9 protein-coding genes and 1 pseudogene are annotated in these 12,548 nt (G+C 57.7%); 5 read left to right on the plus strand and 5 right to left on the minus strand.

The window, feature by feature from the left end; translation table 11 throughout:
- From AC0XWG_RS00005 to iaaA, 4 genes and pseudogenes are all read right to left on the minus strand, one after another.
- Positions 1–651 (minus strand): ABC transporter permease subunit (locus AC0XWG_RS00005; protein WP_475680249.1); only part of this gene is annotated, 651 nt, incomplete at its 3' end.
- Positions 652–656: 5 nt separating this feature from the next.
- Entirely contained in the window at positions 657–2,195 is a 1,539-nt protein-coding gene (gene gsiB / locus AC0XWG_RS00010) for a glutathione ABC transporter substrate-binding protein GsiB (protein WP_475680250.1), read from the minus strand.
- A 23-nt stretch (positions 2,196–2,218) separates the two neighbouring features.
- Entirely contained in the window at positions 2,219–4,090 is a 1,872-nt protein-coding gene (gsiA, locus tag AC0XWG_RS00015) for a glutathione ABC transporter ATP-binding protein GsiA (protein WP_475680251.1), read from the minus strand.
- Positions 4,077–5,040: pseudogene (gene iaaA, locus AC0XWG_RS00020) on the minus strand (beta-aspartyl-peptidase). The gene gsiA and the pseudogene iaaA overlap by 14 nt, the downstream one beginning before the upstream one ends.
- Before the next feature lie 188 nt (positions 5,041–5,228).
- On the opposite strand from iaaA, the gene moeA reads away from it, so the two are divergent.
- The gene (gene moeA / locus AC0XWG_RS00025) at positions 5,229–6,461 is read left to right on the plus strand and encodes a molybdopterin molybdotransferase MoeA (protein WP_128347866.1); all 1,233 of its coding nucleotides are present in this window, start codon (positions 5,229–5,231) and stop codon (positions 6,459–6,461) included.
- A 1-nt stretch (position 6,462) separates the two neighbouring features.
- Positions 6,463–7,215 carry a molybdopterin-synthase adenylyltransferase MoeB gene (moeB, locus tag AC0XWG_RS00030; protein WP_128347865.1) on the plus strand — a complete coding sequence of 251 codons (753 nt, stop codon included), beginning with the start codon at positions 6,463–6,465 and terminating at the stop codon, positions 7,213–7,215.
- A gap of 88 nt (positions 7,216–7,303) precedes the next feature.
- Here the strand turns inward: moeB and fsa are convergent, their stop codons facing one another.
- Positions 7,304–7,966 carry a fructose-6-phosphate aldolase gene (fsa, locus tag AC0XWG_RS00035; RefSeq protein WP_023326972.1) on the minus strand — a complete coding sequence of 221 codons (663 nt, stop codon included), beginning with the start codon at positions 7,964–7,966 and terminating at the stop codon, positions 7,304–7,306.
- A gap of 128 nt (positions 7,967–8,094) precedes the next feature.
- On the opposite strand from fsa, the gene AC0XWG_RS00040 reads away from it, so the two are divergent.
- From AC0XWG_RS00040 to AC0XWG_RS00050, 3 genes are all read left to right on the plus strand, one after another.
- On the plus strand, positions 8,095–8,994 hold the full coding sequence (locus AC0XWG_RS00040) for a glycyl-radical enzyme activating protein (RefSeq protein ID WP_128347864.1): 900 nt from the start codon (positions 8,095–8,097) through the stop codon (positions 8,992–8,994).
- Between the two features lie 4 nt (positions 8,995–8,998).
- The gene (locus AC0XWG_RS00045) at positions 8,999–11,431 is read left to right on the plus strand and encodes a formate C-acetyltransferase/glycerol dehydratase family glycyl radical enzyme (RefSeq protein ID WP_108090536.1); all 2,433 of its coding nucleotides are present in this window, start codon (positions 8,999–9,001) and stop codon (positions 11,429–11,431) included.
- A 194-nt stretch (positions 11,432–11,625) separates the two neighbouring features.
- On the plus strand, positions 11,626–12,441 hold the full coding sequence (locus AC0XWG_RS00050) for a Cof-type HAD-IIB family hydrolase (RefSeq protein WP_049005401.1): 816 nt from the start codon (positions 11,626–11,628) through the stop codon (positions 12,439–12,441).
- Positions 12,442–12,548 lie beyond the last annotated feature (107 nt).

Below are 12,548 nucleotides of genomic sequence, written 5' to 3' on the forward strand. Positions count from 1 at the left end.
CCACTTCTCGCTAACCCCCTTCGCCCGCGCGGTGCGGATATAATCTTCGCTAAGTACGTCAACGAACGAAGCGCGGGTAAAGCGGGCCATCACCGCCGCAACGGCAGCCCCCAGCGTCATGGAAGGCAGGATGTAATGCTTCCAGGTATCGGCGCCGACCGTCGGCAGCCAGCCCAGTTCGACGGAGAAGATCTGCATCAGCAGCATCCCCAGCGCGAACGCCGGGAAAGAGATACCGGTCACCGCCAGCGCCATACCGAGCTTATCCGGCCAGCGGTTGCGCCAGACGGCCGCGACAATTCCGGCCCCCAGCCCAAACAGCACCGCCCAGCTCATACTGGCTATCGTTAACCAGAACGTCGGCATAAAGCGGCTGGCAATCTCTTCCGATACGGGACGACGCGACACCATCGAGGTACCAAAATCCCCCTGCAAAACGTTGCAGATATAATGGAGAAACTGCATATACAAAGGTTGATCGAGCCCAAGTTGTTTTCGCACCAGGTCAATGACGGCGGCATCCGCTTCAGGCCCCGCAACCAGGCGCGCCGGATCGCCCGGCAGCATATGGACAAACAAAAACACCAGCACCGCCACAATCAGCAGCGTCGGGATAAGCCCCAGCAGGCGTTTACAAACATAATTCAGCATGAGTGTTATTTTATATCCGCATCGTCAAAGCTAAAGCCGGTGTCCGGCATGATGTAGAAACCGGTCAACGCTTTGTTATGGGCTGACACCAGTTTCTCGACCACCAGCGGCACCCACGGTGACTCTTTCCAGATGATATCCTGCGCATCTTTGTATAGGCGGGCCTTCTCTTCCGGTTTGGTGGTTTTCAGGGCATCGGCCAGGTCTTTGTCCACCTGCGGGTTACTGTAGAACGCGGTATTGAACAGGGTTGGCGGCCAGTTCTGCGAAGCAAACAACGGTGATAACGCCCAGTCGGCTTCACCGGTCGAGGCCGTCCAGCCGGTGTAGAACATCCGCACGCCGCTCTCTTTTTGCCCTTTACCTTCCACTTCAGCCGCACGCTGTCCGGCATCCATCGCGGTGACCTGCACCTTAATCCCGACCTGCGCCAGCTGCTGCTGGGTGAACTGCAGCACCTTCTGCGCGGTACTGTGGTTGTGCGACGACCACAGCGTGGTGCTAAACCCGTTCGGGAAACCCGCCTCTTTCAGCAGCTCGCGCGCTTTGGCCGGATCGTACGGCCACGGCTGATAGCTTTGCGCATACGCGATAGCCGGTGGCAGCACGCCGGTCGCCGGAATGGCATAGCCGGCAAAAGCGACTTTCACCAGCGCCTGACGGTTAATGGCATAGTTGATTGCCTCCCGTACCTTCGGGTTATCGAACGGCTTTTGCGTCACGTTCATGCTGATGTAGCGCTGCATGATGGACGGGCTGGCCACCAGCTCCAGCTTGCTGTTTTTCTGCAAAATGGCGGCCTGCTCATACGGGATCGGGAAAGCAAACTGCGCCTCGCCGGTTTGCAGCATCGCCGCGCGGGTGTTGTTGTCCACCACCGGGCGCCAGGTAATGGTGTCCAGCTTCGGCAATCCCTGCTGCCAGTATCCGGCGAATTTCTTCACCTTCACAAAATCGGTCTGGTTCCAGGTCAGCAGTTCGTAAGGGTCGGTGCCTACCGGATGGAAGCCGATCTCTTTACCGTATTTTTTCAGTGCGGCAGGGGAAATCATTGCCGTCGCCGGATGCGCCAGAATATTGATAAACGCGGAGAACGGCTCTTTCAGGGTGATTTTTACCGTCGTCGGGTTGACCACCTCGGTGCTGGCGATGTTTTTATACAGGTTATAGCGCTTGAGGCTATTTTCCGGATTACTGGCGCGGTCGAGGTTAACCTTTACCGCCTCCGCATTGAAATCTGTACCATCCTGGAATTTCACGCCGGTTCTGAGCGTGATGGTATACACCAGCCCGTCGTCGGACACGGTGTACCCCTCAGCCAGCACGTTTTTGAGCTTCATCTCTTTATCCAGGCCGAAGAGTCCCTGATAGAACGATTTCGCCACCGCCTGAGAGAGCGTGTCGTTGGCGTCATACGGATCCAGCGTGGTGAAATTGGAGCCGACGGCCACCACCACATCTTTGGCAGCGAACGCGGGGCTAGCGGCCAGGGCTGCCGTCACGCTCACAGCTAACACCCATCTACGCGCGACAAATTTAACCATTGTGTTCTCCTGCCTGTTGTAAGTTATAGCCGCGAAAAGGCGTTGTCCTGACGCGGGGGGGCCACAAAATGGCCCGGACCGACTTCACGCAGCGTGACTCGCTCTACGACCTCGCCGCGTTTACGAATATTACCCGGCATTTCATCCTGCAGCAGCACGCGCTGGCCGTGACGATGCGCCGGATCGGCAACCGGTACAGCAGCGATGAGCTTGCGCGTGTACGGATGCTGTGGGTTCTCAAACACCGCCCTTCGCGGACCAATCTCCACGATTTGCCCCATCAACATCACTGCCACGCGATGGCTGATACGTTCTACCACCGCCATATCGTGTGAGATAAACAGGAAGGCGATGCCCATATCTCGCTGTAAATCGAGCAATAAATTGATGATTTGCGCGCGGATAGAGACATCCAGCGCCGAGACGGACTCATCGGCAATCACCACTTTCGGGTTTAACGCCAGCGCACGGGCAATGCAAATACGTTGCCGCTGACCGCCGGAAAACTCGTGCGGATAACGCCAGGCATGTTCCGGCTTCAGGCCGACGCGTTCCAGCAGCCAGGCCACGCGATGCTGTGCCGCGTCGCCATCGAGCAGGTTATGTACCCGCAGCGGCTCCATAATCGAGTATCCCACCGTATGGCGTGGATCGAGGGAAGCGTACGGATCCTGGAATATAAACTGGATATCCCGCCTTATCGTCTGCAGCTTACTGTCTGGCAACGTATCAATGCGTTCGCCGTTAAAGGTAATGCTACCTTCCTGAGATTCCACCAGCCGGAGCAACGCGCGCCCGGTAGTGGATTTCCCACAGCCTGACTCTCCCACCAGCGCCAGCGTTTCGCCTGGCCATAAATCAAAACTGACGTTTTCCACTGCATGCACTTCGCGCTTCACGCGATTAAGAATGCCGCTGCGCAGTGGAAAACGGGTGACCAGATCGCGCACCTCCAGAATAGGCTTGCCGGGCACCACCGTGTCCTGCTCGCGTTCCTCCACTTCCGGCCCTGTTGTTTCAGGGGAAATCAACGGGAAGCGGCGCGGTAAATCACTGCCGTTCATGGCCCCAAGACGCGGGACCGCCGCCAGCAGCGCTTTGGTGTAAGGGTGAACGGGCGCGTGGAAGATTTGCTCAACCGTACCGGTTTCCACCGCATTGCCCTTGTGCATCACCAGAACGCGATCGGCAATATCGGCGACCACGCCCATATCGTGGGTGATGAAAATCACCCCCATTTCCATCTCCTGTTGCAGCACCTTGATGAGCTGCAGGATCTGCGCCTGGATCGTCACGTCCAGCGCCGTGGTCGGTTCATCGGCGATCAGCACTGCCGGGCGACAGGAGAGCGCCATCGCAATCATCACCCGCTGGCGCATGCCGCCAGAAAGTTGATGCGGATAACGTGCCAGAATGGTCTGTGCCTCCGGAATGCGCACCAGCTCAAGCATCCGTCTGGCTTCTTTGAGTGCTTCATCGCCGCTCAAGTCCTGATGTAACCGGATGGATTCGGCAATCTGTTCCCCGACCGGGAAGACCGGGTTCAGGGAGGTCATCGGCTCCTGGAAGATCATCGCAATATCCGCCCCGCGCACGCCCTGCATCTGGGCGCCGCTCAGCGTGTTTAAATCAATCACCTGGCGGTTGCGACGGCGCAGGAGTATTTTCTCGCTGCTGATTTGCCCACCTGTCTGTTCCAGCAGGCGCATCAATGCCAGCGCGGTGACCGATTTTCCGGAACCGGATTCACCGACAATGGCCAGCGTTTCGCCGCGCCTGAGCGTGAACGATAAATTCTGTACTGCGGGGATGAACTGCCGCTCTTCCTGAAACGCAATATTCAGTTGATGGACAGCCAGCACTTCGCGGTTGTCCAGCTCTTCACTGTGCGGCACGTGTTGCCCCCTTATTCACGATAGATCCCGGTACTGGGTTCATCACCGGCATATCCCCATGCGCGGTACATGCCTTCGCTGTTGAACGGCAATGCCACATTGCCCTCACGATCCACCGCAATGAGCCCGCCGACGCCGCCGAGCGCAGGCAGTTTTTCCATGACTACCCGCTCGCAGGCCTCAGCCAGACTTAAACCACCGTAATCCATCAGCGCGGTGATGTCATAGGCCGCGAGCGCGCGAATAAACACTTCCCCGGTTCCGGTACACGATACGGCCGCCGTCGCGTTATTGGCATAGCAGCCGGCACCGGGCAATGGACTGTCGCCGACACGTCCCGGCAGTTTGTTGGTCATTCCACCCGTGGAGGTGGCTGCAGCGAGGTTCCCGGCTTTATCGAGTGCCACCGCGCCAACCGTGCCCATTTTGGTGGTTTCATCGAGCGGTGTAGTGTGGTCAAGCTGCGTCATGCCCGCCGAACGGGCTTCCAGAAGCTGCTGGTAACGCTCCGGCGTTGAAAACAGGTCAGGAGAAACAGATTCCATCCCATGTTCCATGGCAAATTTTTCCGCGCCTGCGCCCGTCAGCAGCACATGCGGACTCTCTTCCATGACCAGACGCGCAGCCAGCACCGGGTTCCGTAGATGGCTGACACCTGCCACGGCCCCTGCTTTCAGGGTAATACCGTCCATCACGCAGGCATCCAGTTCGTGCGTTTCATCCCGGGTAAAGACTGAACCGATCCCCGCGTTAAATAACGGGCACTCTTCCAGCAGACGAACCGCCTCGGTGACCACATCCAGCGCGCTTTCGCCCGCTGCCAGCATTTTCTGGCCTGTTTCCACAATGGCATACAGCGCGTCTATATAGCGCTTTTCCTGTTCGGGACTAAGCTGTGCACGGGTGATTGCCCCGGCGCCGCCATGAATTGCGATTACCGCATTACCCATTCGCATCACCCGTTAGCCTGATTCGCGGCTTTTTCTATAAATATCATTATCGTCGATGAAACTTCAGATGATTTTTGAATATAGAAAGACGCAACTGTGATGTAAAGCGTACACCCATCGGGTCATACAGTTAGCCGCACTTTTCTGCCATAATGAGCGCTTTCGTTGTTACTGTGCAGGAGCCCACCATGGATTTTACCGCCGGACTGATGCCGCTTGAGACGGCACTTACGCAGATGCTTGACCGACTTTCCCCGCTGCATGACGTTGAAACATTGCCCCTCGTGCGCTGTTTTGGCCGTATTGCCGCGCGCGATATCGTCTCTCCGCTTAACGTGCCGGGATTCGATAACTCCGCGATGGACGGTTACGCGGTACGCCTGGTGGATCTCCAGACGGGTAACGCCCTGCCGGTGGCAGGTAAAGCCTTTGCGGGTCAGCCGTTTAGCGGTGAATGGCCTGCGGGCACCTGCGTGCGCATCATGACCGGAGCACCCGTTCCGGCAGGCTGCGAGGCGGTAGTGATGCAGGAAGAGGCTGAGCAGACGGACGACGGCGTACGCTTTATCGCTTGCGTTAAAGCGGGTCAGAATATCCGCCGCGCGGGCGAAGACATCACCCTCGGTGCGACCGTTTTTGCCGCCGGGCAAAAGCTGACGGTGGCGGAGCTGCCGGTGCTGGCCTCGCTCGGCATCGCGGAAATCGACGTCGTTCGCAAGGTGCGCGTCGCTGTATTCTCCACTGGCGACGAGCTGCAGCTTCCGGGCCAGCCGCTGCAGAACGGCCAGATTTATGACACCAACCGTCTGGCGGTACACCTGATGCTGGAGCAACTGGGCTGTGAAGTGATTAACCTCGGGATTATTCCAGACGATCCGGAACAACTTCGCGCGGCGTTTATCGAGGCGGATAAATCTGCCGACGTGGTCATCAGTTCCGGCGGCGTCTCCGTGGGCGAAGCGGATTACACCAAAACCATTCTTGAAGAGCTGGGCGAGATCGCCTTCTGGAAGCTGGCTATCAAGCCAGGCAAACCGTTCGCGTTTGGCAAGCTCACGCACAGCTGGTTCTGCGGCCTGCCGGGTAACCCGGTCTCTGCCGCGTTGACCTTCTACCAGCTGGTGATCCCGCTGCTGGCAAAACTTTCGGGCAACCACGCCAGCCCGCTGCCGATGCGCCAGCGCGTACGTGCCGCCACGCGCCTGAAAAAATCACCGGGTCGTCTCGATTTCCAGCGCGGTATTCTGGCGCGCAACGCGGACGGTGAACTGGAAGTGAGCACCACCGGACACCAGGGTTCGCACATCTTCAGTTCCTTCAGCCAGGGCAACTGCTTTATCGTGCTGGAGCGCGAACGTGGCAACGTGGAAGCCGGTGAATGGGTTGAGGTTGAGCGCTTTAACCACCTGTTCGGAGGCTAAGATGACGGGGGAACTGACCGACCAGGAGATGATGCGCTACAACCGCCAGATTGTGCTGCGTGGTTTTGATTTCGAGGGCCAGGAAGCGCTCAAGGCGGCCAGCGTGCTGGTCGTCGGTCTTGGCGGTCTGGGCTGCGCCGCCGCGCAGTATCTTGCCGCGGCGGGCGTGGGCAGGATGACGCTGCTGGATTTTGATACCGTGTCAGTGTCTAATCTGCAGCGCCAGACGCTGCACAGCGATGCGACAATTGGCCAGCCGAAAGTGGACTCTGCCCGCACGGCGCTGGCGCGCATCAACCCCAACGTTCAGTTCACCCTGATTAACGCGATACTGGATGACGACGCGTTGCGCGCCCAGATTGCGCAGCACGATTTGGTACTCGACTGCACCGATAACGTGGCTATCCGTAATCAGCTAAATGCAGACTGTTTTGTCCATAAAACCCCGCTGGTTTCCGGCGCGGCGATCCGCATGGAGGGGCAAATCAGCGTCTTCACTTACGCTGAGGGAGAACCCTGCTACCGTTGCCTGAGCCGTCTGTTTGGCGAGAACGCGCTGACCTGCGTCGAAGCGGGAGTGATGGCGCCATTAGTCGGCGTGATCGGCTCATTGCAGGCGATGGAAGCGATCAAAGTGCTGACGCACTACGGCACGCCTGCAGCAGGGAAAATCGTGATGTATGACGCGATGACCTGTCAGTTTCGCGAGATGAAGCTGATGCGCAATCCGGGGTGTGAGGTTTGCGGAGGTTAAAGCAAACGGCAACCTTCAGGTTGCCGTTTTAGTGTTTGCTCCCTCTCCCGTCGGGAGAGGGTTGGGGTGAGGGCATCAGGCCGCCCTGTCAGATAGACGTCCGCCCAAACGCCCCCTGCCAGTCCTGCTCAAACTTCACAATCGCCGCATCCACTGCCGGAGAGGTAATAAACTGCTGCGCCACGTCCAGCGGCAGAGTAATAGACTCGCAGCCCGCCAGCAGGCAATCCAGCGCCTGACGCGGGGTTTTAAAACTGGCGGCCAGCACTTTTGACTGTGGCGCGTGCAGCGTCAGCAGCTGCTGTAATTCCACTACGGTCTGGATCCCGTCCCCGCCCTGCGCGTCCACGCGATTAACGTAAGGGGCAACATACTCTGCGCCCGCCAGCGCCGACAGCATCCCCTGTGCAGCGCCGTAGACCGCCGTACCCAGCGTCGGGATCCCTTCCGCTTTCAGCATTTTGATTGCCGCCAGCCCTTCTGCGGTCACCGGCACTTTCACCACCAGGTCGTTAATGATGGCGCGCAGCTTACGCGCATCTTCCACCATACCTTCCGCGGTAGTCGCCATCACCTGAGCGAACAGACGGCCTTTGCCGCCCAGCGCGTCGTGCAGCGCTGGCAGCAGCTCGTCCAGCGGGGTTTTACCTGCCGCCACAATGCTTGGATTAGTGGTCACGCCCGCCAGCGGGAAGATACGCGCCAGCTTTTTGACTGCCGCAACGTCAGATGTGTCGAGATAAAGTTCCATGATGTCACCCTCAAAATTAGCCTGCACTTACCCTATCACAGCAAAACCTGCTCAGTAGTTGACCTGCATCAAGATCGCTTTCATTCGAAAGTAATTTAATCTTCGTATGCAAGACGAGAGGCGAAAACATGATCTTCAATATTCAGCGTTACTCCACCCACGATGGCCCCGGTATTCGTACCGTGGTGTTCCTGAAAGGCTGCTCGCTGGGCTGTCGCTGGTGCCAGAACCCGGAAAGCCGCTCCCGCAGCCGGGACGTGCTGTTTGATGCGCGCCTTTGCCTGGACGGCTGCGACCTGTGTCAGCAGGCGGCACCGGGCTGTATCGAGCGTGCGCTGAATGGCCTGGTCATCCACCGTGAGAAGCTTGATGAAGCCACGGTCAACGCCCTTACCAACTGCTGCCCGACGCAGGCACTCACCGTCTGCGGTGAAGAGAAGCAGGTGGAAGAAATTATGGCAACCGTGCTGCGCGACAAACCCTTTTATGATCGCAGCGGCGGCGGGATCACGCTTTCCGGCGGCGAGCCGTTTATGAACCCTGAGCTGGCTCAGGCTCTGTTTAAAGCTTGCCACGAACAGGGGATCCACACCGCCGTTGAAACCTGCCTTCACGTGCCGTGGCACTATATCGAGCCCTCATTACCGTATGTTGATCTGTTTCTGGCCGACCTGAAGCATGTGGATGGCGAGGTATTCAAACAGTGGACGGACGGCTCGGCCAAACGGATCCTGAACAACCTGAAACGCCTGGCCGCTGCCGGGAAAGAAATCACCATTCGCGTGCCGCTGATTCAGGGCTTCAACGCCGATGAAGCATCTATTACCGCCATTACCAACTTTGCCGCCGACGAACTCGGCGTCGACGATATTCATTTTCTGCCATACCACACGCTGGGCATGAACAAATACACCCTGCTCGGCCAACCCTACTCTGCCCCTGACAAACCGCTTGATAACCCTGCGCTACTGGACTTCGCTCAGCAGTACGCCTGCCAGAAAGGGTTAACCGCGACCTTACGAGGATAAACCTATGACGACCCTGAATCTCAACACCCTTAGCGAGCGCATTAAAGCGCACAAAAATGCCCTCGTACATATCGTTAAGCCGCCGGTCTGTACCGAGCGCGCCCAGCATTACACCGAAATGTACCAGCAGCATATGGACAAACCGATCCCGGTGCGCCGTGCTCTTGCGCTGGCACATCACCTGGCGGAACGTACTATCTGGATCAAACACGATGAGCTGATCATCGGTAACCAGGCAAGCGAAGTGCGCGCCGCGCCGATTTTCCCGGAATACACCGTCTCGTGGATTGAGAAAGAGATCGACGATCTGGCAGACCGCCCGGGCGCGGGCTTTGCGGTAAGCGAAGAGAACAAACGCGTGCTGCATGAAATCTGCCCATGGTGGCGCGGGCAGACAGTACAGGATCGCTGCTACGGCATGTTCACCGACGAGCAGAAAGGCCTGCTGGAAACCGGCATTATCAAAGCCGAAGGCAACATGACCTCCGGCGACGCGCACCTGGCCGTTAACTTCCCGCTGGTGCTGGAGAAAGGTCTCGACGGCCTGCGCGCCAAGGTGGCCGAACGCCGCACGCGCATCAACCTGACGGTGCTGGAAGACCTGCACGGCGATCAGTTCCTGAAGGCGATTGATATTGTGCTGGAAGCGGTAAGCCTGCACATCAAACGCTTCGCCGATCTGGCGCGCGAGATGGCCTCTACCGAGACCCGCGAAAGCCGCCGCGACGAGCTACTGGCGATGGCAGAAAACTGTGACGTGATTGCTCACGAGCCGCCAAAAACCTTCTGGCAGGCGCTGCAGCTGTGCTACTTCATTCAGCTGATCCTGCAGATCGAGTCCAACGGCCACTCCGTCTCCTTCGCGCGTATGGATCAGTATCTCTATCCGTACTACCGTCGCGACGTGGAGCTGAACCAGAGTCTTGACCGCGAGCACGCGATCGAACTGCTCCACAGCTGCTGGCTGAAATTGCTCGAAGTGAACAAGATCCGCTCCGGCTCGCACTCTAAAGCCTCTGCCGGCAGCCCGCTTTACCAGAACGTCACTATCGGCGGCCAGAAGCTGGTGAACGGTGAGCCGATGGACGCGGTGAACCCGCTCTCCTATGCCATTCTGGAATCCTGCGGTCGTCTGCGCTCCACCCAGCCGAACCTAAGCGTGCGTTACCACGCGGGCATGAGCAACGACTTCCTCGACGCCTGCGTGCAGGTGATCCGCTGCGGCTTCGGTATGCCCGCGTTCAACAACGATGAAATCGTGATCCCGGAATTCATCAAGCTCGGCGTTGAACGAGACGATGCTTACGACTATGCGGCAATCGGCTGTATCGAAACAGCGGTGGGCGGCAAGTGGGGTTATCGCTGCACCGGCATGAGTTTCATTAACTTTGCCCGCGTGATGCTCGCCGCGCTGGAAGGCGGTCGCGATGCCACCAGCGGCAAAGTCTTCCTGCCGCAGGAGAAAGCGCTCTCTGCCGGTAATTTCGATAACTTCGACGAAGTGATGGCGGCATGGGATAGCCAGATCCGCTACTACACCCGTAAATCTATTGAGATTGAGTATGTGGTGGATACGATGCTGGAAGAAAATGTTCACGACATTCTCTGCTCGGCTCTGGTGGACGACTGCATCGAGCGTGCGAAAAGCATCAAGCAGGGCGGCGCAAAGTATGACTGGGTTTCCGGCCTGCAGGTGGGGATCGCCAACCTCGGCAACAGCCTGGCGGCGGTGAAGAAACTGGTCTTCGAGCAGGGTACGATTGGTCAGCAGCAGCTTGCCGCCGCCCTGGCAGATGATTTCGACGGGCTGACCCACGAGCAGCTGCGACAGCGCCTGATCAACAGTGCGCCGAAGTACGGCAACGACGATGACAGCGTGGACATGCTGCTGACGCGTGCCTATCAGACCTACATTGAAGAGCTGAAGCAGTACCACAACCCGCGCTATGGTCGCGGCCCGATTGGCGGTAATTACTACGCAGGTACGTCTTCCATCTCCGCAAACGTGCCGTTTGGTGCGGCAACGATGGCGACCCCGGACGGACGTAAGGCGCACACCCCGCTGGCAGAAGGGGCAAGCCCGGCCTCCGGTACGGACCACCTTGGCCCGACGGCGGTGATCGGCTCCGTGGGTAAACTGCCGACGGAAGCGATTCTCGGTGGTGTACTGTTAAACCAGAAGCTGAACCCGTCGACGCTGGAAAACGACAGCGATCGCCAGAAGCTGATGGTGCTGCTGCGCACCTTCTTTGAGGTGCATAAAGGCTGGCATATTCAGTACAACATCGTCTCGCGCGAAACGCTGCTGGAAGCGAAGAAACATCCTGACCAGTATCGTGACCTGGTCGTGCGCGTGGCAGGCTACTCGGCGTTCTTCACCGCCCTGTCGCCGGATGCGCAGGACGATATTATTGCGCGTACTGAACATACGCTGTAACGGTGCATCCTCTAAGGGGAAATGCGCAGGCTGATGCCCTCACCCCGCCCCTCTCCCACGGGGAGAGGGAGAAAACACTAAAAACGGCAACCCTGGTTGCCGTTTTGCTTTTACTTTCGAATGAAATTAAATTTGTGCTCTCCGTCACCTTGTTATTAGAATGTTTCAAACGCAGTGATCCAGGAGCGCAATGTATGACCGTAAAAGTTATCGTCACCGATATGGACGGAACTTTCCTTAATGATGCCAAGCAGTACGATCGTGACCGCTTCCAGGCGCAGTTTGAACAGCTTAAAGCCCGTGATATTGAATTCGTTGTCGCCAGCGGCAACCAGTATTACCAGCTCATCTCCTTCTTTCCGGAGCTGAAAGATCAGATATCCTTCGTGGCCGAAAACGGTGCACTGGTGTTCGACCACGGCGAGCAGATTTTCCACGGCGAGCTGACGCGTCATGAATCGCAAATCGTGATTGGCGAACTGCTGAAAGACAAAGGGCTGAACTTTGTGGCCTGCGGGCTGGAGAGTGCTTACGTTAGCGACAAAGCTCCGGACGCGTTCGTGGCGCTAATGTCAAAGCACTATCACCGTTTAAAACGCATCAGTGACTACCACGAAATCGACGACGTGCTGTTTAAGTTCTCCCTGAACCTGCCGGACAGCGATATCCCGAATCTTATCGACAAACTGCATGTGTCGCTGGATGGCATTATGAAGCCCGTCACCAGCGGCTTTGGTTTTGTCGATTTGATTATCCCCGGCCTGCACAAGGCTAACGGCATCAGCCGTCTGCTGAAGCGCTGGAAGATCTCCCCTCAGGAGTGCGTGGCTATTGGCGACAGCGGCAACGATGCCGAGATGCTGAAGCTGGTGAAATACTCCTTTGCGATGGGCAACGCGGCAGAAAGCATCAAAGAGATCAGCCGCTACAGCACCGACGATAACAATCATCAGGGTGCGCTGAATGTCATTCAGGCAGTGCTCGACGACCATTCTCCTTTCGACGCGTAATCCTCTCCTTGCCGGGGCTTTGCTCCGGCTTTTCCCTTCTTTTCCATCCTGTGGCACACGTCAAGTTTTTAAACTTGCATTAACTTATTTTTAACTTAAAGTATCAC

Source organism: Enterobacter sp. DVT3837 (assembly GCF_056238685.1).